Origin of the sequence: Spiroplasma clarkii (assembly GCF_002795265.1) — a bacterium.
GTDB lineage: Bacteria > Bacillota_I > Bacilli_A > Mycoplasmatales > Mycoplasmataceae > Spiroplasma_A > Spiroplasma_A clarkii.
The window spans coordinates 780,477-803,935 of sequence record NZ_CP024870.1 but is presented as its reverse complement, the minus strand read 5'-3'; the positions used below and the strand labels follow the sequence as shown (position 1 = coordinate 803,935).

The 23,459-nt window shown below is 29.3% G+C and carries 20 protein-coding genes; 17 read left to right on the top strand and 3 right to left on the bottom strand.

Annotation, left to right across the window (positions count from 1 at the left end; all coding sequences use genetic code 4):
• Nucleotide 1: 1 nt before the first annotated feature.
• Entirely contained in the window at nt 2–1,306 is a 1,305-nt protein-coding gene (locus SCLAR_RS03580; protein ID WP_100254565.1) for a hypothetical protein, read from the top strand.
• 30 nt (nt 1,307–1,336) lie between these two features.
• Here the strand turns inward: SCLAR_RS03580 and SCLAR_RS03575 are convergent, their stop codons facing one another.
• On the bottom strand, nt 1,337–1,531 hold the full coding sequence (locus tag SCLAR_RS03575) for a hypothetical protein (RefSeq protein WP_100254564.1): 195 nt from the start codon (nt 1,529–1,531) through the stop codon (nt 1,337–1,339).
• Nucleotides 1,532–1,612: 81 nt separating this feature from the next.
• On the bottom strand, nt 1,613–2,212 hold the full coding sequence (locus SCLAR_RS03570; protein ID WP_100254563.1) for an FMN-dependent NADH-azoreductase: 600 nt from the start codon (nt 2,210–2,212) through the stop codon (nt 1,613–1,615).
• 230 nt (nt 2,213–2,442) lie between these two features.
• Here SCLAR_RS03570 and SCLAR_RS03565 point away from each other — a divergent pair, with 230 nt between their 5' ends.
• The 15 genes from SCLAR_RS03565 (at nt 2,443) to SCLAR_RS03495 (ending at nt 21,847) form a co-directional block, all read left to right on the top strand.
• The gene (locus SCLAR_RS03565) at nt 2,443–2,739 is read left to right on the top strand and encodes a transposase (RefSeq protein ID WP_100254044.1); all 297 of its coding nucleotides are present in this window, start codon (nt 2,443–2,445) and stop codon (nt 2,737–2,739) included.
• Nucleotides 2,740–2,864: 125 nt separating this feature from the next.
• Nucleotides 2,865–3,587, top strand: a complete 723-nt coding sequence (locus SCLAR_RS03560) for a DDE-type integrase/transposase/recombinase (protein ID WP_146637825.1) — start codon at nt 2,865–2,867, stop codon at nt 3,585–3,587.
• Nucleotides 3,588–3,694: 107 nt separating this feature from the next.
• Nucleotides 3,695–4,321, top strand: coding sequence for a uridine kinase (udk, locus tag SCLAR_RS03555; RefSeq protein ID WP_100254562.1), 627 nt, complete (start codon nt 3,695–3,697; stop codon nt 4,319–4,321).
• A 114-nt stretch (nt 4,322–4,435) separates the two neighbouring features.
• On the top strand, nt 4,436–6,376 hold the full coding sequence (parE, locus tag SCLAR_RS03550) for a DNA topoisomerase IV subunit B (RefSeq protein WP_100254561.1): 1,941 nt from the start codon (nt 4,436–4,438) through the stop codon (nt 6,374–6,376).
• A gap of 23 nt (nt 6,377–6,399) precedes the next feature.
• Complete coding sequence (locus tag SCLAR_RS03545; RefSeq protein WP_100254560.1) at nt 6,400–7,353, top strand: hypothetical protein; 954 nt, start codon at nt 6,400–6,402, stop codon at nt 7,351–7,353.
• Nucleotides 7,354–7,370: 17 nt separating this feature from the next.
• Nucleotides 7,371–9,989 (top strand): DNA topoisomerase IV subunit A, encoded by a 2,619-nt coding sequence (gene parC, locus SCLAR_RS03540; protein WP_100254559.1) that lies wholly within the window; start codon nt 7,371–7,373, stop codon nt 9,987–9,989.
• 148 nt (nt 9,990–10,137) lie between these two features.
• Entirely contained in the window at nt 10,138–12,369 is a 2,232-nt protein-coding gene (locus SCLAR_RS03535; RefSeq protein WP_100254558.1) for an ATP-dependent DNA helicase, read from the top strand.
• Nucleotides 12,370–12,397: 28 nt separating this feature from the next.
• The gene (gene scm1 / locus SCLAR_RS03530) at nt 12,398–13,633 is read left to right on the top strand and encodes a motility-associated protein Scm1 (protein WP_100254557.1); all 1,236 of its coding nucleotides are present in this window, start codon (nt 12,398–12,400) and stop codon (nt 13,631–13,633) included.
• Nucleotides 13,634–13,721: 88 nt separating this feature from the next.
• Nucleotides 13,722–14,294, top strand: a complete 573-nt coding sequence (locus SCLAR_RS03525) for a hypothetical protein (RefSeq protein WP_100254556.1) — start codon at nt 13,722–13,724, stop codon at nt 14,292–14,294.
• Between the two features lie 3 nt (nt 14,295–14,297).
• Nucleotides 14,298–15,284: a Gfo/Idh/MocA family protein gene (locus SCLAR_RS03520; RefSeq protein WP_100254555.1), complete on the top strand. Its 987-nt coding sequence runs from the start codon at nt 14,298–14,300 to the stop codon at nt 15,282–15,284.
• A 3-nt stretch (nt 15,285–15,287) separates the two neighbouring features.
• Nucleotides 15,288–15,950, top strand: coding sequence for a deoxyribose-phosphate aldolase (gene deoC, locus SCLAR_RS03515; protein WP_100254554.1), 663 nt, complete (start codon nt 15,288–15,290; stop codon nt 15,948–15,950).
• A gap of 154 nt (nt 15,951–16,104) precedes the next feature.
• Nucleotides 16,105–16,401 carry a transposase gene (locus SCLAR_RS03510; RefSeq protein WP_100254044.1) on the top strand — a complete coding sequence of 99 codons (297 nt, stop codon included), beginning with the start codon at nt 16,105–16,107 and terminating at the stop codon, nt 16,399–16,401.
• Nucleotides 16,402–16,526: 125 nt separating this feature from the next.
• Entirely contained in the window at nt 16,527–17,249 is a 723-nt protein-coding gene (locus tag SCLAR_RS03505) for a DDE-type integrase/transposase/recombinase (protein WP_146637825.1), read from the top strand.
• A gap of 133 nt (nt 17,250–17,382) precedes the next feature.
• Nucleotides 17,383–19,905, top strand: coding sequence for a hypothetical protein (locus SCLAR_RS03500; RefSeq protein ID WP_100254553.1), 2,523 nt, complete (start codon nt 17,383–17,385; stop codon nt 19,903–19,905).
• Nucleotides 19,906–19,918: 13 nt separating this feature from the next.
• On the top strand, nt 19,919–21,847 hold the full coding sequence (locus tag SCLAR_RS03495) for a PTS transporter subunit EIIC (RefSeq protein WP_100254552.1): 1,929 nt from the start codon (nt 19,919–19,921) through the stop codon (nt 21,845–21,847).
• Nucleotides 21,848–21,866: 19 nt separating this feature from the next.
• On the opposite strand, the gene coaBC is transcribed toward SCLAR_RS03495, so the two are convergent.
• A complete protein-coding gene (gene coaBC / locus SCLAR_RS03490; RefSeq protein ID WP_100254551.1) occupies nt 21,867–23,042 on the bottom strand; it encodes a bifunctional phosphopantothenoylcysteine decarboxylase/phosphopantothenate--cysteine ligase CoaBC in 1,176 nt (391 codons plus the stop codon).
• Between the two features lie 191 nt (nt 23,043–23,233).
• Between coaBC and rpsU the strand changes: the two genes are divergently transcribed.
• A complete protein-coding gene (rpsU, locus tag SCLAR_RS03485) occupies nt 23,234–23,398 on the top strand; it encodes a 30S ribosomal protein S21 (protein ID WP_100254550.1) in 165 nt (54 codons plus the stop codon).
• Nucleotides 23,399–23,459 lie beyond the last annotated feature (61 nt).

Sequence of the window (23,459 nt, the reverse complement as noted above, 5' to 3'; positions counted from 1 at the left end):
AATGGATAAAGACAAAATTAAAGAAATTAACACAGTCAGTGAGGCTGATGTTATGAAAGAAATGTGCAATAACACTCTATCAAATAAAGATAAAAACCAATTCTTAGAATCAATTATGGAAAATTATTATCTTGACAATGATAATATTAATTTTTTAGAAGATAATGGGTATAGTTTTTTTAAATTTCAAAACCAAGACCAGTGTTTTTGCTTGAGTGGTAAAGTTTTTGCAGAATGTTGTCAAACAAAGATGCAACCAAAACGTAGTGAACCTTATACTTCATATGAAAAAAGTTTACTAAATCCTGATGAATTTAAAGTGTTTCAAACAAAAATGACAGAACTTTTTTTAAAACACTACCAAAATTTAGGTGCTAAACAAGTTTGTGCAATTCCAACTTGTCAAAAACAAGCAGTGGAATCAAATTTATACCAAATTGATTTTGCAAATGAAAAATGATATTCAACCAATAAAATTAACCCTTTAGATTCTAATTTTAAAATGGGGGAAGTTTTCTTTAATACTGTTGAAGCCAATAATTTCAAATATTTTGGTTGGTGTGCAGATCATGAGCAAACTAACCAAAAAAACGTTTTGTCAAAAGAAAGTAGTGAAATAGAAATCATTCAGATGCATACTTGTGCAATTTTATTCAAACTATTTATTGCTCAAGTTTGTTTGACTGCCAGTCAAGAGGACTTTTTAAGTAATTTTAACTCAATCGCAGAAACAGGTTTTCAAGCAATTTTTGTTTATCGTTTAAAAAAACTAGCAAACCAGGTTCAATCTTTACAAAATATTTTGTTAAAATATTTGAAAAGTTATGAAAAAAACACAGATTTAAAAGTAATTACTTGGGAATTGGGGCGTCAAAAAAACTTTCAAATCTTGGACCTAATCTATCCACAAATTAGTCCAAGTGATTTTCAAGTAATCAATTCAGTAAATAACGTTTTTGTTGCTGAAAATCCCATAAGTTTTTGTGTGAATGATGTTTGTAAAAATACACTAGTAACCATTGTTTTTGACAAAACCAACAAAAAATTGCAGAATTTTATCAACCAATATTTATTAATAATTGATGAAAAAAGCAAGGCCAAAGAGTATTTTGTATCAAATTGTGCCTTAATCCTAGCAGATAATATCTTATTTTCTGCTAAATACTTTGAAAAACTAAGTCTTGATGATAAAGTTTTTCTTTCAGCACTTAATAAATTCCGCTATGAAAACCCCACAGCTGGACATGAATATGTTAAAATGCAGTTTTTTGCTGGCTTTACTAAGGGAAATGACTTTTTTAAATAAAAAAATAACTCACAAAATGAGTTGCTTTTTTTACTCTGTATCCTCAATTGAATCAATTGCTTGTTGTCAATCAACATCATTTTCTTCATCAATGTGTTCCTTGTAGTGTTGGTCACACACTCTCATCGCAATTTCTTCTTGTAAATTTTCATCATAAACATAAATTCTTTTTGGATCTTGAGGATTTAAAGTTTGTTTACAATCTTTTATTTCACAGTTTTTCATAAAACCACTCCTTTACACATATTAATTTTACTCTTTTTTAAATCCAGATAAAAGGGTAAACAAAAAAAGATTTTTAATCTCTTAAAAATCTTTTGCAGCTTTTGTGATTTTATCAGCAATTGTAGCTACTGCTTCATCTGGACTCATTTGCATAATTGGAGCAACTTTAGTACCAGCAAATAAAATTGGTTCACAAACTTTTGCCCCCACAAATTCTCAAGTACCTTTTAAAAAGGCTGTGTGGTCTCCAAAGGGATATCAACCAAATGGTGCTCCTTGGGTAGTTAAAATTTGCACTTTTAAGTGATCTAAAAGCCCAATTGCATCTCCTTTTTTAGAGTATTTGTATGAAAAGGTTTGATTTGCTAAAAGAATATGGTCTAAGTAGTTTTTAATTAAACCACTCACATTAAAGTTATTCATTGGACTTGAGATAATTACTTTTTGAACTTCTTTTAATTGGTTAATATATTCCATAGCATCTTGTTCATTTCAATATTCAGTTTGGTTTGTACGAGTTAAAGTTTTGCTAGCCATTGGGGCTGTATTTAAGTCTAACTCAATTAGTTCGTCATCTGGGTGACTTGCTATGTAAGCTTTAACAAAACTTTTTGTTAAAGCAATTGAATATGATTTTTCGATTGGACTAACTGTCCCTGTTATTACTAAAACTTTTGCCATTTTTTTCCATCTCCTTATTCATATTTTACTCTTTTTTTATTAAAGATAAGAGCAATAAAAACAATGAAAAAAAATTTTACTCAATAACTTGTAAAAGTATTTAAAAAATTTAGTTGGCAATGACAAGTGAATGTTTTAAAAAAAATTGTACTTCCACCTTTTTCCGGACAAAAAATTAAATTACATTTATATTGAATGTAAAATAATATTGTTAGGAAAGAGGTTTTTTTATGGGACATTACTCAGCAAAGCAAAAAGAAAAAATAATTTTAAAATTTAGAGAGAGCAAGACAAAGGCCAAGAATTTTGTTAAAAGTTATGGCATCTCAGATCAAACACTTTTAAATTGGTGTAAAAAGTATGATCAATCTGGAATTGATGGTCTTGGGGCACCAAATTCAGCTGATAAAGAAGAACTAATAATTTTAAGAAATGAAGTTAAAGAGCTGAAGAAGAAAAATGCCGAATTAGAAACTAGAAATGAAATGTGAAAAAGAATTGAGGCCCTGATAAGTAAAAAAAAGTAGTTAAATGGGAGCTTAATATAATTAAATGCTTAGTTGTTGAGGAATTTATCTACAATGAATTCAAAATACCTAAAAATGGCTTATTAAAAATTGCTCAACTTCCAAAAAGTACATACTATGAATGAGTGAAGCAAGGGAAACCTAGGGTAAGATATTATGATCATGATTTTTATTTAAATATTGAGCAGAGCTTTATTGATTCAGGAAAAACCTATGGTTGTAAAAGAATTGCAATAGATTTGCTCACTAAGGGGATAGCTAAGTCATCACATAAAAAAATATTGAGATACTTTAAAATGAGAAGCATCTCCACCAATAATCATGTGAAATGAAAAAATAAGGTAGCAAAACCTGAAAAGGTTGGTAAATACCCAAACTTGTTAACTGATCCTGAAAATTTTGATAAGTATGGTGATGTTTTTTCAGTAGACATAACAGAAAAGGAATTCAATGGTGAAAGATACTATACCTGTGGTTTTTATCATATTAAAATGAAAAAAATATTTGGTTTAGTAACAGAAAAAAATAAAGGGAATCAACTTGTAGAAAAATCATTTCTAAAAATGACTGATGAATTTGGTGTCTTCTTGCCAAACAGTGTAATACACTCAGATAATGGTTCTGAATTTAAAGCATATAATTATAAGTTGATGCTAATGTACTTTAATTTGATTCCAAGCATGTCAAGAATAGCCAAGTCTACAGATAATGGTTGGATTGAAGGGTTTTGATCAGTTTTTAAAAGAGAATGCTTAAAAGAAAATTACTGTTATAAAGGACTTGCTGAGTATCAGCTAAATGCAAGTTTATATCAAAAATTTTACAATTATGTGAGAATAAAGTTGTAAAATATGTGTGTCCGGAAAAAGGTTACCTGTCAGTTTTAAAAAAAATTAATTCAAACAAACAAATATGGTTTAAATAATTTATAATTAATATGAAATAGGAGAAAGCAATGAAAAATGTAACTATTATAATTATTGCCGGAGGTAGTGCTAGTGGTAAAACTAATGTTGCTTTAAAAATAGCTAATGAAATTTTAGAAGGAGAACCTGTGGTACATGTTTCTATGGACCATTATTATAAATCTTTTGCCAACTTGTCCTTTGAAGAAAAGCAAAAATTAAATTTTGATCATCCAAGTACTTTAGATATTGATTTATTGTGTCAGCATTTAGACCTGTTAAAACAAAGAAAACCAATTGATATCCCAATTTATGACTTTACCACTCATTCACAAACTGGTACCAGCACCCGAGTTGAACCAAGTGATGTTGTGATTTTGGATGGAATTTTATCACTTCACATTGAAGAAATAAGAAAAAGGGGAGACATTAGAATCTTTATTAGAACAGATGATGATATTCGTTTTATTCGTCACCTCCAAAGAGATACAGTTGAAAGAGGTCGCTCAGTGGCAGACATTATTGAACAATATCTAACAACAGTTCGTCCAAGTTATAAGTATTTTGTGGAAACTTCAATTGATCATGCTGACATTATTGTGCCTTATTCAGAGTATAATACCATTGCTGTTGACATGATTGCTACAAAAATTAAGAGTTTATTAAGGAAAAACTAAGCTCTGGCTAGTTTTTTCTTTGTCTTAAACTAGAAAAATGTCAATTTTGGTAAAAATGTGTTATATTAAATTTATTGATAATCTAAAATGTAATTGATAAGGGGTTGTAAGAAAATGTCAGATACAAAAAAAGATCTAAATTATACTGAAGACAGTATCCAGATTTTAGAAGGTTTAGAAGCAGTTCGAAAGAGACCAGGAATGTACATAGGTTCAACCGATGTTCGCGGTTTACACCATTTAGTTTGAGAAATTGTTGATAACTCAATTGATGAGGCCTTAGCAGGCTATTGTACTGAAATTAATGTTGTCTTGGAAAAAGATGGTTCAGTCACCGTAAAGGATAATGGTCGAGGAGTTCCAATTGGAATGTACAAAGGTACAAGCCAATCAACACCTGAAATTATTTTTTCAGTTTTACATGCTGGGGGAAAATTTGGTGGTGATGGTTATAAAACATCAGGAGGCTTACATGGAGTTGGTTCTTCAGTTGTTAATGCTCTTTCAAGTAAATTTAAAGTAGTAATTTATCGAGATGGTTTAATTTCTCAAATTAAATTTGCCAAAGGCGGACAGTTAACTGCTCCACTAAAAGAAACTGGAACTTCAAAATTAACAGGAACAGTAGTTAACTTCACTCCTGATGAAACTATTTTTAGTACCACAAAATTTTCATTTTCAACAATTTCAGAACGTTTAAAAGAGTCTGCTTTACTAAATTCAGGTTTAAAAATAACTTTAAAAGATGAACGTAGTGATAAATATGTTGAATATCGTTTTGAAAATGGGTTAATTGAATTTGTCAATGAGTTAAGAGGTAGTGCCAAACAATTGTGTAACCCAATTATGATTAAAGGGAACGAGAATGAAATTGATGTAGAAATTGCTATGACTTACACAGATGACTTTGCAGATAACATTATGGGATTTGCCAATAATGTTAAAACTAGTGATGGGGGAACCCACATTACAGGTTATCGTACTGGTTTATTAAAAGCACTTAATGAATATGGACGTGCCCAAGCAATTATCAAAGAAAAAGATAAAAAATTAGACCAAGCAGATATTAAAGAAGGTTTAATTGCAGTTGTAACTGTAAAAATTCCTGAAAATTTAATTCAATATGAAGGTCAAACCAAAGGAAAATTAGGAACCAGTGAAGCACGTAGTGCTTGTGAAAAAATTACTGAAGAAATTTTTGGTTTTTGATTACAAGAAAACAAAACTATTGCTGTTAACATCATTGAAAAAGCTCTGTTAGCAAGACGAGCTCGAGACGAAGCTCGTAAAGCTCGCCAAGCAGTTCGAGACCAAAAAAATAAAACCAGAGGTAAAACAATGCTGGGTAAATTAACTCCAGCCCAAGGTAAAGATAAAACCCAAAATGAATTATTTTTAGTTGAAGGGGATTCAGCTGGTGGTAGTGCTAAATCAGGAAGAGATCGAAAATTTCAAGCAATCTTGCCATTACGTGGTAAAGTAATAAATGCAGAGAAAACAAAGTTAATTGATTTATTGAAAAATGAAGAAATCACTACCATTATTAATGCAATTGGAGCTGGAATTGGTAGTGACTTTGATGTTGATGATATAAATTATGGCAAAATCATCATTATGACTGATGCGGATACAGATGGAGCTCACATTCAAACTTTGCTATTAACTTTCTTTTATCGTTATATGAAGGATTTAATTTCAAATAAAAATGTTTATATTGCTATGCCTCCCTTATTCAAAGTAACACAAGGTAGTAAAAAAGACTTTATTTACTTGTGAACTGAAGATGAATTGGCAAACCATATGAAAAAAGTTAAAGGTAAAGTTGAAATCCAACGTTATAAAGGTTTGGGTGAGATGAATGCAGACCAATTGTGAGAAACCACAATGGATCCTGAACAAAGAAAGTTGATTCAGGTGCGAATTGAAGATGCCTTATCTGCTGAAACTGCTTTTAGAACTTTAATGGGAGATAATGCTGAAAAAAGAAAAGAATGAATTGAAGAAAATGTTAAATTTACACTTGAAGACAACATAGAATACATTGAAGCAAAATAATTCAATGAGATTGGGGTATTATAATGGAAAAAATAATAGCAACAAATAAAGAATACATAATAAAGTGTATTGATGAATACAATAGTATCAACAAAGAACTAAGTCGCTATGTAATTTTTAATGACTTTATGGTTATTTGAAAAGAAACTGACAATAAAATCATTTTAGATATGTATCCCAGTGAAGAGGTCAAAGGTGATTGAGATGCTTTGTTCAGAAACCCACTAGTTCTTGATTTGACAGATCAGTCAAAAATTGAATGACTTAAATCAATTATTAAAATTTTGATGAATAATGCTAAACAAAAATTAGATGAAGCCAAGCAATTGGCAAGGCCACAAAATGGAATTTTAATTTATGATAGTCAGACTGATGCTTACTTTTTAAACCCCAATACAGCTAGTGCTATTTTAAAATCAAAACAAATCAAAAAAACTATTATTTGAACAAGACTTGAAATGTTTGGCATCTTCATTAACTTACATGAAATATTGTTTAACTTAGATTTTGCCAAGGAAATTGCTGGTTTGTCGCTTGAAGAAATTATTACAAAAACCCAAACTGCAATTGTTGAAACTCAAACTATGGCTAAGAATGAAACTGTGTTACAATTTATACCAAGTTATCTACTTGAAACAAATTGTCTTGGTGATGAAGTTGAGTTAAAAGCTTCAATTAAAGAAATTTTAGACCAAAATTTACAAGAAAGTGTAGCCTTTGAAAATAAGTTTTATGCAAGTTATGATAACAAAGAACAATTAATTGATTTATACAATAATGTTCGTCGTGGTCAAACAATTGCAAACCATTTAGCTGAATTAAAAGCTAGGTTAGTGGCAGAAAACAAACCACAAATTTTTACAAAAAACCAAGCAGGTCAATATATTGCAACTGAAGTTGGTCAAAAAATTTATGATAGACTTAATTTATTAGAATTTTTAAATAAAGATGTAACTGAAACAGTGTTTGAAATATAAGAAAGGAATAAATTAGTATGGCAGATAAAAAAGAAATGGGAATTTTGGGATACTCAGTTGAAGAATTAATGGGTGATCGTTTTGGGAGATATGCAAAATACATTATCCAAGAAAGAGCTTTACCTGATGTTCGTGATGGGTTAAAACCTGTCCAACGAAGAGTCTTATATGCGATGAATGAAATTAATTTAACCCATGATAAACCCTATAAAAAATCAGCTCGTATTGTTGGGGATGTTATTGGTAAATACCACCCTCATGGAGATACTTCAGTATATGATGCATTAGTGAGAATGAGTCAACATTGAAAACTTAACATTCCACTTGTGGATATGCATGGTAACAATGGATCAATTGATGGCGATAGTGCTGCAGCGATGAGGTATACAGAGTCTCGTTTAGCAAAAATTACTAGTTTATTGCTTGATGACTTACAAAAAAACACTGTTTTATTTGCTCCAAACTTTGATGATTCAGAACGTGAACCTACAGTTTTACCTGGTTACTTTCCAAATATCTTAGTTAATGGAGCTACTGGGATTGCTGCAGGTTATGCTACCAACATGCCTCCACACAATATTTGTGAAATTATTGATGCCACAGTGGCTTTAATTAAAAATCCCAATCTCAAACTTAAAGACTTATTAAAAATTGTGCAAGGTCCTGACTTTCCAACAGGAGCTATTGTAATGGGGCAAGAAGGAATTGAGTCTGCTTTTGAGACTGGAAAAGGTCGAGTAATTATTCAGTCAAAAATGCATCGTGAAGAAAACAACATTATCATTGATGAAATTCCTTATGAAATTGTCAAACAAGATTTAGTTAAAAAAATTGGTGATGTAGTTGATGCAAATCCACAAATTGAAGTTAAAGAAGTTCGCGATGAAACTGACCGTACTGGTCTAAGAATTGTGATTGAACTTTCAAATAAAGCAGATTATGAATTAACCAGAAAATTTTTATTAAAAAATACACCATTACAAGTTTCATACAATTACAATAATGTGGTAATTGTTGATAAACAACCAAAACAACTTGGGTTAATTGCAATTTTACAAGCTTACATTGCACATTACCAAGAAGTTTTAACTCGTAAAACAACTTTTGATTTAGAAAAAGCAAAAAAACGCTTAGAAATAATTGATGGACTAATCAAAGCAATTTCAATTCTTGATGAGATCATTCAAGTTATTCGTGAATCAAAAAACCGTACTGATGCTATTGAAAATTTAGTTAATAAATTTGCTTTTAGTGAAGTTCAAGCCACTGCAATTGTTGATTTAAGATTGTACCGTTTAACTTCAACTGATATTTTAAAATTAGAAGAAGAAAAAGCAGAATTAGCTTTACAAATTAAAAAATTTGAAGCAATTTTAGCTGATAAAAATATTTTAAACCAAGAAATTGTTGATCAATTAACTCAAACTAGAACTGAGTTTGGAATTCCAAGAAGAAGTACCATTATCAAAGAAATTGAAAATATTGATGTTGAAATTAAAAAAACTATTGTTGAACATAACTTTACAATTTGAATTTCTCAGGATGGATATTTAAAGGCAATTGAGGATTCTCAACTTGGGAAAAATTCAATGGCAGACTTTAAAAGAAAACCTAATGATATTTGAATTTCAACAGTTCCAGCTTCAAGTTTAGATTTCTTACTATTAGTTTCAAGTGCTGGAACTTACTACTCAATTCCAGTTTATAAAATTACTCCAAGTAAATGAAAAGATACTGGAATGCACTTAAACAAAATAGCCACTTTGACTGGACAAAATGAAAGAATTTTAGCAGCCTTTGTAGTTCATGAATATGTTAATGCCAAACAAGAAATCTTGTTGGCAACTAAAAAAGGAATGATTAAAAGAACTCCAGTTGAAGATTTAGAAACTCGTCTATTTTCAAAATCATTTAGAATTATGAAATTACAAGAAAATGATGAAATTGTCTCTGCTTCACTAGTAACTTCAAAAACCAAAACTGTTACAATGTTAACAAAAAATGGTTATGCAGTTCGTTATGATATTGGTGAAATTCCAAGTGCTAGTGCTAGTGCTAAGGGAGTTAAGTCAACAGTTGTTAAAGATGATGACATCATTGCTGGTAAAGCATTTGACAGTGGAGATATTTTAATTTTAACTAACAAAGGTAATGTTAAAAAAATTAAACAAGACCTAGTACCATTAATGAGCCGTCCTAAAAAGGGAGTACGCTTGTATCCATGAAACAAAAAGCGTGATGAGTTTGCAACTTTCTTGTACAACATCCAAAGTAAGGATATCTTAAACATTCTAGATGAAGAAGATAATTTAATCCAAATTAATGTTGAAAGTTTTAAATATGAAGAGTTAGAAGATGTTCCTGCAGACTTAGATATGCAAAATGAAATTATTACAACTTCATTAGAAAAATCTTATATTATTAAAAATGGAGATATTCCTCCATCATCAAAATCTGGAGATGATGAAGGTGGTATTGGTGAACCTGAAAAAACTAAACCTGTTAATAAAGTTAAACCTATTGTCAAACCAAAACCAAGTGGCGGTGTAGTTAAAAAAAATCCAAGTAAAGATGTCAAGGCTAAGGCAGCCAAACAAAAAAATGACATTGATTTAGACCTTGATGATATTTTTTAAAATGAATACCAAAATGTATTCATTTTTTATTTGAAAAATAATTTATGCTAAAATTATTTATGACACAAGTATAAAAGTCTATTTATAGACTTTTGCAAATTTAAAATCAGGCTATTAATTAAAAAACTATAAGACCAAGGAGGTATGTATGAAAATTGTGGGTATAATCAAGGAGTTTAAAACTAGAACTGGAGTTAAAGCCGTTGCTAGAATCGAAAGACTTGATCAAGTGGAAAACACCTTTATTAGAGGTGATATTAAAACTTTAAAAATCAACATCCCTTATGAATTTAAAGGTGAATTTGCTGGTCATAAAAGCTATCACAAAATTTTTGAAACTGTTTCTTATCAACCAACAACTCAGTTAGATAACCAACAAACAATTAATTATTTAAAATCTAGTGTTTTTGATACTATTGGTGAAAAATCAGCCACAATGATTGTTGAACAAATTCCAGTAGATACTTTAAGTAAAATAATCACAACTCCTGAGTTATTAAAAACAGTTCCAGACTTGGAGTTAGAAAAAATTAACACTCTCACTGACACTTTAAAGCAATTATACAACACTGACTCAATTAGTGAAAAATTTTTAGAAAACAATTTAAAAGAAGAGTTCTATGATTTTTTAGTCAAAGATTGTCTTGATGATGAAGAGGTCTGAAGAATTTTAACAAATTATTTTTTTGAATATGCTGATGAAAACAATCTTTCAAGTTTTGAAGAGGTGGACAAAGTTGTTTTGTCATTTGACACCACAAACAATCTATTAGAAAAAAGAATCTATTGATGAGCTTATAAATATAGTAAAGACATTTTGTTTACTACAGGAAACACATGATTAAAACTAGCTGATTTGCGCAAAAAAATTCAAGAAAAGTTCTTTGATTTAAGTTATGAAGAAATCGATAGAGCAATTGCACTAATGAATAAGCAATTAAAACTTTTTGTTTTTGATGCTGGAAAAAAAGATAACATTAAAAAAATTTACACAACTGAAAGCTATCAAGATGAAATTACAATTGCCACACAGCTCAAGGCAATTGAAGACTCACCCAATAAAACTATTGATACAGATTTTGAAACCTTGATCCAAGAAGTTGAAACTGAAATTGGAACAGCTTTACAAATTCAAGACTTCAAATATAATCTTGAACAACTCCAAGCAATTCGAAATTTTTTAACAGCAAATGTCTCAATTATTACTGGAGGTCCTGGGACAGGAAAAACCACAGTGATCATGGGCATAGTCAAGTTATACCAAAAAATTTATCACAGTAAACGTTATGCAATTTTAGCTCCAACTGGGAGAGCTGCTAGTCGGATTAATGATATTGAACAAGAAAATAAAGCAGTGACAATTCACCGTTTTTTAAAAGCCAGGGGAGATGGTGAGTTTGAATACAATCTTAACAATCCAACTTCAAAAAAAATGTTAATCATTGATGAATGTTCAATGATAGACAACCATTTGTTTGCTTCACTACTTGTTGGAGTGGTTGATGTTGAGAAAATAATTTTGGTTGGAGATAAGAACCAATTGCCAAGTGTTGGCTATGGTAATCTATATGAGGACTTGATTGATTCACAAAAATTTTTGACAACTGAATTATTGCAAAACAATCGTCAAACAACAACAGCTGGAAAGAATTCAATTATTGATCTGGCAACTGCAATTCAAAGTAATACAATTAAAGCTTTTGATTTTGAGAATTTAAACAATGTAGATTTTTCTTTTGAAAATGATGCAAAAGAAATGCTCAAAAAAATAAAAAAAGTTTATTCTGAAAATAATCCTGCAAAACTAACCGATCAACTAACTGATATTCAAGTAATTGCCCCCATGTATAAAAATGATTTAGGAGTAGCTAATTTAAATGTTCAGATTAAAAATTTAGTTAACTCTGCAAAAAGTACTGAATATAAAAAGGGTGGTTTAAGTTATCGAATTAATGATAAAGTTATGTATACTGAAAACAATGCTCAATTAGAATTATACAATGGTGATATTGGTTACATTAAAGATTTAAAAATTACTAAAAATTCTTTAAATTTAGCTTTATTGAGTTTTTCTGAACAAGATAAAGAACTAAAAGCAAAGCAATTTGCTAATGTAGTTTTGAGTTATGCTTGCACAATCCACAAAACCCAAGGGAGTGAGTATGAAACAGTAATTTTAGTTTTAGATCATGATAATCCAGCATCAAGGTGATTTTTAAATAAAAAAATGATTTATACTGCCATCACTAGGGCTAAGCAAAAACTTTACATCTTTTCAGATAGACAACTCTTCATCAATGCTTGTGGTAAAGAGATGAAACGAAGAGAAACAACATTAACAATGAGAATTATTGAAACTTTTAGTGAAATAGTTATATAATTATAGAAACAATCAAGGAGACAGTAATATGAGGCATAAATTTCTCTATGCAACTTCTTTGGCCACAGGACTTGCATTCATATCAATACTTATCACAACATGTGTTTTGGCGAGCACAATCAATGTTAGTGATGAATTAAAAAAGATTGCAGAATTTGGTCAAAGCAATGCAGAATTTGACAGATATATTAACCTATTAATTGATGGTGGACAAATAAAAAATCCCTTTCAATTAGCAACATTTTCTTTTTGAACTGAAGGATTTATTACAACTTATCAAATCCACTCGTTTGCTGCAGCAACCTTCATCTTTTTTTGAAGTTTTGTCTTACCAATTGTGGCAGTGGCATTTGGAATTAACCTTGTAACAATGATTTCATTAATTTTTGTAGAAAGAATTCGAAAAGAATATCAATACAAAACTTTAAAAGCAGTAGGTAAGTGAGGGATGTATTCTTCATTTCTAGTTTTTGCAGTTTGTGCAATCACTTTCATTATTTTGATAGCTTTTTTAGAAAAACAATTTGACAAGGTATCATTATTAGATCAGGGTTCTAAAAGTTTTGGTAGTGCTGAGTACCAAACTGATCACACTAGAATTAATTCATTTAACTTCTTTTTAAATGGTACTTTAGCTACAATGTTTGGCAATGGTTTAATTCATGTTGATAGTCGTATCATTGATTCAACCATCATCAACACAAATATGTTGATAACTACAAATATCTTTCTAGCAGTTCTCATACCAATTTCATTAATTTGCACAATTAGTTTTAGCTCAATTTGAATTGCCACTTTTATTTCTAACCGTAATAATGGTTTATCAAAATTCAGCCGTTGACTTGGTAATGTTAGAATTGATTCTAGGAGAGAATTTGCTGGAGTTATCTTAAGAAACTGATGATTTTGAATTTTAGCAGCTTGCTTTTTAGTAACAATAATTTATCCAGGACTAGTTCATGATTATCAAACTGGAACTCAAATCACAATAGCAGTGGTTTCATTAGTCTTACTACCAGTTTGTTTTATTCCATTGTTTATAGCTATTTATAAAATCTTTAAAATTAGGATGTTTAATTATAACAAAATGATGTTTGCTCAAATTCTTTGTTTAAGTATCACCACAACTTCACTACAAGTTATTATTTGAGCACTATTTGGTGAACAAATTATGGGTCCGGCTTGATTAATGATTGGTTTCCCATTACTAACTATAATTACTTCGATCTTATGTACTTTTGGATTCATTAAATGAAAATCTTAAAACTTTACACTTTTTGAAGTGTTTTTTTAATTTTACTAATATTTATAAATTTCTTGTTAAAATATTTTATAGTAGGGAGAGATAATTTATGAACTCAAAAATTAACCCAAAATCATATGTTTTTGTTAAATATACTTTCACATTTTCTATGCTTTTGTGATACTTAATTGGTTTTGTAAGTTTAGCTGTTGCAATTAAGCAGCAAAATGGAGTTTTTGATGAGTGGATTAATCTCAATCATTTAAAACTAAACTTAGTATTTTTAGGACTAGCCTTAGTTGCAGGAGTGGTTTACCTGATGCTTAGAATTTATTTACATAAAAAATCAAGCTATACTTTAAAACCCAAAGAAAAACAAAAGATAATTATTAATATCTGTCTTTATTTATTGGTTATGGGCCTTGCAATTGTGCTAATTTGTGGTTCATTAATGTCAGTGGTCGTATTTTATGGTCTAGCCATAGCTCTTTGTATAATTTTAATTTTACTAGGAATTGTAATTTCGATGCTCGATACACTAAGTATTGCGGGTGAACAAGTGCTTGTGGTTCAAGCCTGAAATGAAAAAGATCCAGCAGATCTTGAAACACCAAATGGTGTTGAAGAAAATCAAGTTAAACTAGAGAAAAAGGACAAAACTAACCCCTTTATGGAGGAATAAAACATGATAAGAATAGGGATTATTGGTGATAATCAAGTTGAAAATGATTTTTTAGCAGCCCTTGCTACAGTGGTTGATCTAAAAATCAGCTGTGTTTATGCAGCATCAACAAGTGAAGCCAAAGCATTTATAAACAAACATAATTTAATTGCTAAGCCCACAAATAGTTTTGAAGTACTAGTTGATGAGGTGGATGCAGTTTATATTTGTTCTGCTGTTGGGCAACACTACCAACAAGCAAAATATTTCTTGCAACAACAAAAGCATGTGCTGATTGAAAAACCACTGACTCTTGAGTTTGAACAAACCTTAGAATTATGCCAAATTGCTCAAATTAACAATGTTGTTTTGCTAGAAGCACACCGTTTTTTACAAACTCCAATTTTATCTAAGTTATTTGATCTTGTAAACGACTGCCAACCATTTTTTGCCAATTTAAATGTCACTAAAAAATTCCCTTATTTAAATGATTTAGTTCATGGTGATTTTTTACCACCATTTGATGAAATTAATGGTAAGGGTACAACTTATGACTTATTAATTTACCCAATTTTACTTTGCATATTTTTATTTGGTAAGGTTAAAGATGTTAAAGCTATGAGTTCTAAGTTAAGTAATGGCACTTCTTTAACAAATTTAGTCAATTTAAGACATGAAAGTGATGTTTTAGTCAATATCACTTGTTCTGCCTCATACCAAAGCAAGTTATTTAGTGAAATTGTAGCTCAAAACCTAACAATTGGTTTAGAAGACATCACCAATATTGAAAGCATTATGCTTTTTGAAAAAAATAGTTCTGAAATTAAAGAACTAATTGAACCAGAAAATAAAGATGAATTAAATTCTTTTGTGTATTTATTAAGAGTATTTGTTAAAATGATATTAAGCAATAATAACAATTTGCGTGACTATTTACTAGGTATGTGTTGTGAAACTATGCGAGTATTAAATTTAGTTGAGAAAAATCAACAAGAAATTGGAGAAAATTAGGACATGAAATTAAATAAATATATTGATCACACTTTATTAAAACCAACTGCTACTAAGTCAGAAATTAAAACTCTATGTGAAGAAGCATTAAAATTTGACTTTGCCACAGTTTGTGTCAATCCTTGTCAGATTGAATATGCAGCCTCATTACTAAAGGGAAGTGATGTTGGAATCACCACTGTAATTGGTTTTCCATTAGGAGCCACCACTAGTGCAGTTAAAGCTTTTGAAACAAGTGATGCCATTAAAAAGGGTGCTACTGAAATTGACATGGTAGTTAATATTGGAGCTATCAAAGATCAAGATTGAGACTATGTTTTAAATGATATGAAGGCTGTTAAAACTGCAGCAGGAAAAACCATAGTAAAATGCATTATGGAAAACTGTTTGTTAGAAAAACCAGAAATTGTCAAAGCTTGTGAACTTGCTGTTCAAGCAGGTTTAGACTTTGTTAAAACTTCAACTGGTTTTTCAACTGGTGGGGCCACTTTTGAGGATGTTAAATTGATGTCTCAAACAGTTAATGGTAAAGCCCAAGTTAAGGCAGCAGGTGGAGTCAGAACTTATGATGATGCCATGAAAATGATTGAAAATGGTGCTACTCGCTTAGGAACAAGTGGTGGAGTGGCAATCGTTCAAAAACAAGATAACAATTCAAGCTATTAAGCTTAGTAAAACCCTAATTTGAGGGTTTTTTTCATATTTTGTCAAATTTAGCTCTCAATGGTGTAAAAAGTGTACTTCCACCTTTTTCCGGACAAAAAATTAAATTACATTTATATTGAATGTAAAATAATATTGTTAGGAAAGAGGTTTTTTTATGGGACATTACTCAGCAAAGCAAAAAGAAAAAATAATTTTAAAATTTAGAGAGAGCAAGACAAAGGCCAAGAATTTTGTTAAAAGTTATGGCATCTCAGATCAAACACTTTTAAATTGGTGTAAAAAGTATGATCAATCTGGAATTGATGGTCTTGGGGCACCAAATTCAGCTGATAAAGAAGAACTAATAATTTTAAGAAATGAAGTTAAAGAACTGAAGAAGAAAAATGCCGAATTAGAAACTAGAAATGAAATGTGAAAAAGAATTGAGGCCCTGATAAGTAAAAAAAAGTAGTTAAATGGGAGCTTAATATAATTAAATGCTTAGTTGTTGAGGAATTTATCTACAATGAATTCAAAATACCTAAAAATGGCTTATTAAAAATTGCTCAACTTCCAAAAAGTACATACTATGAATGAGTGAAGCAAGGGAAACCTAGGGTAAGATATTATGATCATGATTTTTATTTAAATATTGAGCAGAGCTTTATTGATTCAGGAAAAACCTATGGTTGTAAAAGAATTGCAATAGATTTGCTCACTAAGGGGATAGCTAAGTCATCACATAAAAAAATATTGAGATACTTTAAAATGAGAAGCATCTCCACCAATAATCATGTGAAATGAAAAAATAAGGTAGCAAAACCTGAAAAGGTTGGTAAATACCCAAACTTGTTAACTGATCCTGAAAATTTTGATAAGTATGGTGATGTTTTTTCAGTAGACATAACAGAAAAGGAATTCAATGGTGAAAGATACTATACCTGTGGTTTTTATCATATTAAAATGAAAAAAATATTTGGTTTAGTAACAGAAAAAAATAAAGGGAATCAACTTGTAGAAAAATCATTTCTAAAAATGACTGATGAATTTGGTGTCTTCTTGCCAAACAGTGTAATACACTCAGATAATGGTTCTGAATTTAAAGCATATAATTATAAGTTGATGCTAATGTACTTTAATTTGATTCCAAGCATGTCAAGAATAGCCAAGTCTACAGATAATGGTTGGATTGAAGGGTTTTGATCAGTTTTTAAAAGAGAATGCTTAAAAGAAAATTACTGTTATAAAGGACTTGCTGAGTATCAGCTAAATGCAAGTTTATATCAAAAATTTTACAATTATGTGAGAATAAAGTTGTAAAATATGTGTGTCCGGAAAAAGGTTACCTGTCAATGGTGTAAAAAGCATCATTTTCTTGATAGACCTATATAAATAAGTCTGATATTTTGATATAATATATTCAACTTATGTAACATATTTGGAGGGGTTTAGTATGGCAAAAAAACATGGTATTGAGGTTCCAGATTTTGGATTAAGCAGTACAATTCGTCGTCGAATTGATGAATTAATTGATTTAAATTTAAGTCCAACCACAATTAATATTTTTACAAGAGAATTTTCAAAAATTGACACAAAAACTCGTGATGGCATTGGCAGATACATTGCCAAATTGTTAGAAATTCAAAATGATGGACTAGAAGAACACCTGAAAAAAGCTAAAGCCAAAAATGCAGGTAGTACTTCAAAACAAGAAATTATTTTAAAACAAAGAAAATCAAATCTTTTAAGAATTCAAAGAGCATTTTCAACTGGGGTAGTTAACTCACAAAAAGATGTGCAAAAAAATATTAATGAAACAAGTACTAGTTTGCGAAATTCAGCATTAAATGTTAGAAATTTAATGGTTACAAAAGGAATTGATGAGCCAAGCGAACAAGAACAACAAAAAGAAAAATTAAAAGAGTTAGCTAACAAAAAAAGGCTAATTGAGCTTGCAATTTTTGAAGAAGAACAAAAACAAAAATTAGCACAAAGACAATTAACTCTAGCCAAAGAAAATAATGACACCAAAACTCAAGAAATTAAATTACAAGTTATTAGTGATAGTAAAAACAAAATTAAAAGAATTAAAGATAAAGTTGATGAATATGACAACATCAGTGATTTTCCTTTAGAAATTTTAATGGAACCAGATGAAACTGTCGATTTTGAACATGATGAAGAAAAATTAAGAAAATATTTAGCAGAAAAACAAAATGATTCTATTAAGGATTTACAAGAACAAGCTAAAAAATTAAATCAAAATGGGCTTGCTGATGAGTCGTTGGATTTAGATGATTTCTTTTATGTTGAAGGTAATTATGAATGTCACTATCATGAACATAAAGATTTAGATGATGTAGAACACCAACAATTACATCAACAAGAAGAAAGTGAAAACATTGAAAAGATTCTTGCAAGTGACACTGAAGAAGATTATTTAAAAAAACAAATGGATTCAATTTTAGCTGATGAACCTGAAATTAATCAGGTTAACACAACTGAAGCAATTGCAGATGTTAAAGATAACCAAACCATTGAAAATCCTTTTGATGATTTAGTGCAACCAGATACAAAAACAACTGCACCAATGCAAGTTTTTAAAAACAATATTGAAGAATATGATCTTGATTATGATCAACCTGAAGCTGATTTGTGAACTAAAACTTCTGAAATTTGGTTAGCAAGTGATGAAAAAATTATTAAAGAAAATGAAAAAGAGCTTGCTAAGTTAAATGAAAAAGAGAAAGAATTAAATCTTTACTTTGAAAAATTAAACAGTGCTAAAAAAATTGTTAAAAATAATTTAGAGGCATCGCTTCAGTTTGATAAAAATCTTGATGAAAAAATCTCAGAGCAATCTCAAAAAGTTGCTGAGCTTTCAGCAGTTGAAGAGAAGCAAAAAATAATGCAAGAGTATTTAGAAAAATTAAAACAAGCAAAAAAAATTGCAAAACAAAATGAAAAAGAAGTCAATGAACTTTGAGCAAGAAAAGAAAAAAAATGATTACAAAGAGATGAAGAGTTACTTGATTCAATTAGTGAAGCTGAAGTTAAAATTGAAGCAAGTGATGATAAAGATTTAATTATTAAAAAAATCAAAAAAAATTCAAAAGCTAAAGATAAAAAAATTGAAAGAATTAGACGTGAAAGAGATCTTTTTGAAAAAGAATTAGTAGAATTAAAATTACAACAAAAAGTTGAAGAACTTAGAAAAATTGAAATTCAAAAATTAAAAGCAATTGAGAATATTGAAAATGTTGAAAAACAAGAAAAACTTAAGGGGTCAACCACAAGAGATTTATTGAAAGAAAAAGTTGTTGGACACATTGCAACTTCATCATTAATTTCAAAAGATAAAGCAAATCATGCTGTTGAAAATTTAAAAAATATTGCTAATTCGGCAGAAGATTTTGAAAATGGAGACTTTGATCAAATTGACGATTATGAAGCAGTTGATGTTAAAGAACTAGACAAACATGATAAAATCAAAGGACATTCATCAACTGAATTGTTAAAAGAAAAATCTCATGGACATATTGCAAAAACTACTTTACTTGCAAAAGATAAAGCAGTTCATGCAGTTGATAATTTAAAAGCAGAAGCACATAAACTTGAAGGTGATAAATTTAAAATCCTAGCAAGTTCTAGTGTTTCAGAATCACATTATGATTCTGAAACAGATACTCAAATTTCAAGTTATGAGTCTGATGAATTATTGTTAACTCCAGACATGGGGAATGATTTTAATGTTGAAAAATTTATCAGTAAAAAATCAGTTCATGTTTCTAAAACAAGTGATGAAAAAGATGAAGAACGTAAACGCATTGACTTTTTAGAACGTAAAAGAAAATTAAATATAATTACCAAAGATGAAGAAGAAGAATTAGAAAAACATTTTGTGAAACAAAAAAATAGAAATATAAATAGTAAAGTAATTCTAAAAAAATATTCATTGGTAATTAAACATAAATAGAAAGAATTAGATTATGAACAAGTCATTACTATCGATCGCAGATTTTGAATTATCTGCATATACAAAGAACAGTAGTAAAACTTTTTTTAAAAAATTATCTCAGAGTTTTGGTTTTGTAATTGTTTTAATGCCAATCTTTGGGCTATTTTTAGTTGTAGCAAATATTATTGATCTTAATCAAACAGGGACAATGGTTGCAAAATATTTTAAAGATATTGGTAATTTATTATTCTCAAATATTGGAATGTGATTTGCTTTGGCAATTGTAATTGGTTTTGCCAACAATAAGGGAGTTGCTATTTATGGAACAATTATTTTTTATTTAATTTTTACAATTACAAATTCAGCTTTGATCCAAGTAGACATCACAACAACAAAATTTAATATTTTATTTTGAAAAGATTTACAGTTAGCTATTTTTACAACCAAAGCTTTTGGTTTTACTACTTTTAACTCAGGAGTTTTTGGTGGATTAGTTTGTGGGACAATTATGATTTTAGTTTATAATCATTTAAAAAATACTAAACTTCCTCGTGGTTTAGAATTTTTTGGTGGAGAAAGATTTGTATTAATTATTATTCCTCTTTTTGCTGTTGCATTAGCAATTTGTTTCGCAATCGTTTGACCACTATTAGGAAAAGGGTTACTAGCAATTGGAGAGGTAGTTGCAAAATCACCTCAAGGTTTAGATGCTTTTATTTTTAGAATGGTACAAAGAATGTTTATTCCTTTTGGAACTGGAATGTTGTGACAGGCACCAATTTGATACACAAACATTGGTGGAAGTATTGTTGGTCTAGAGGGACCATTATTGGCCACTTACTTGCAAAGATTAGCTTACAATGGTGAGATCGATTTTTCCCAAGCAGCTTATAATTATTTTTACAATCTTAATATTTCAAATCTTGATAGTTTTTTAGAAAGTGTTAACAAAGCAACTGAAGGTTACTTATTTGAATATGCTACAAAAATTACTTCATGAGTTGAAGGTGCAAAAGTATCAGATGTTTTTAATGCAGTTGGAGATCAATTTTTAGCTCTTAAAGTTTTAAACACAAGTGGTGGTTTATTAATCCAAGATTTATGAACATTAAATATTCGTGCCTCAAGATTTGTAGCGCCAGGGTTTTCAAATTCAATATTTGTTTTACCAACCATGGCAACAATTATGTACTTTAGAATTCCTAAAGCTGAGCGAAAAAATCACCTAGGAATGTTTATCAATGCAACACTTACTACAATGTTACTTGGTGTTACTGAACCAATTGAATTATTATTTTGTTATACTGCACCCGTATTTTTCTTTTTAATTTATAGTCCATTAAATGGTTTGATAGGATTGTTCACTTCAATATTTGAAATTAAGGCTGGAACTGCTTTTTCGACAGGTCTAATTGATTTTACTTTTAGCGGAATTATTCCATGGTTTACTGGTAATGATACAAGATTTTACTTAGTACCCATAATTGGGGTAGTTGCTGCAGGACTTTTAGGAGTTATTGCATATTTTTGATTTAGAAAAATTAATTTTTCACCAATTAAACTTAATTTAAATAATCAAGCACAATTAAAAGCAAACATTTCTGAAATGACAGAATGATTTGGTAAATATAAAAATATCAGTTCTATTAAATTAAATCATGAATTATTAGAAGTAGAATTAAAAAAACCAATTAATATTAATGATTTCAATAAATGATTTGATAATATTGAAAGTCAAAAAAATAATCAGTATTGTTTTAAAATTAAAGCTGACCAAAAAATAATTGTTGAAACTTTTTTTGAATCAATTATGTCCAAGAAAAAAATTCTTGAGGTGAAACAAAATGATTTAAAAATTTATAAGGCTGATAAAAAAATTTATCTGAAACATAAGCATCAAATTTCATTAGCGAATTTTAAAAAAATATTTAAGATAAGAAATGATGCAAAAAAAATGTAAATTATTTCAAAAAAATAATTTACATATTGTCATGTATAGCTTTTAAAATTTCAAGTGCAACTTGATTTTTTTGTGATACAGGGAAATCAATTACTGATTTATTTTTTGCTAATAGTATTTTAATTTTATTATTGTGAGAAGCAATTGCTGAAGTTAAATTTACAACTAACATATCTAAATTTTTTTCTTTGATTTTTGTTCAAGCTTTATCTAAATCAAAATCATTTGCCAAACTAAACCCAACTAAGAATTGATGAGTTTTAATTTTTCCAAGCTCATATAAAACATCAACAGCTGCTTTTAAATTAAGTTGTAGATCTGCATTAGTAATACTGCGTTTCTCAATTTTTTTATTTTCTTTTTCAGTAACTTCAAAATCATAAAGTGCAGCTGAACAAATTACAACATCTGCTTTTTCAAAATGCTTTTTCATTTCAATCAACATTGCCTCATTTGTTTGAGCATAAAAGTTATTTTCATTAGCCACAAGATTGAAATCATTATCACCAAAAACTGTAGTTACTTTTTGAAAATGAAAACTTGCTTGATCTCGAATTGCTAAACCCATTTTGCCTGTACTTGCATTTGTAATATAACGAACTGCATCAATTCAACTTCTAGTTTTACCTAAATTTAAAAGCAGCTTTAATTCACTAAATTTTTTAAATTTTAAAAAATGTTGGTCAACAATTTCTACAACTTCATTTGGTTCTCATGCTCGTCCAATTCCAATATGGCCACTTGCCATTTTACCAACTTTTGCTTCAAATCAATGAAAATTATTTAATTGATTTAGAATTTCTTGGTTTTTTTTAAAGATCGGATTTTCATACATGTTAAAATTCATACTAGGAAATAAAAAGCAAGGAGCCTTGCTAGCAGCAAAAAGCAATGAAGGCATATCATCACTAATCCCAGCAGCTATCTTTCCAACATAATTGTAGGTTGCAGGATAAACAATATTTAAATCAGTTGTGAAGGCCAGTTGTAGGTGGTCTCCAAAAGTGTGATTATCTGAATAAAATTCTTGATCAAAAATTTCATCATAGATTTCTAACCCAGTTTTATCAACAAATTTTGCAGCATTTTTTGTTAAAACTAATCTAATATTATATTTTTTTGCCAATAACTCATATAATGCTAATGCTTTTGAGGCTGCAATCCCAGCAGTAATTATCAAATTAATGTTTTTCATTTTGTATTCTCCTTAAACTAATCATATTATCTATTATTTTAAGAAAGTTGGGTAGTAAAATGCAGAACTTTTTTAAATTTAGGTGATTTTTTCCACATATAAGTTTGAAAAAAAATAAAAAATTTGTAAAACCAATTGCATATTAAAAATTAATATATATAATTAATATTGTACTAGGAGTTGAATACTAAATGGCAAGTGTTGTAATACGTGATGGAGAACCTATTGAAAAGGCTCTTAAACGTTTTCAAAAAGTAGCGGCATCATCAAAAGCTGAAGCAAGAAAACGTGAATATCACCTTAGCAAAAAAGAAAAAAGAATTTACAAACAAAAACAAAATAGAAAATTCGGCTAGGCTGAATTTTTTATTTTTATAGAATTGTTCTTTAAAATAACTGGCTTTAATGTATAATATT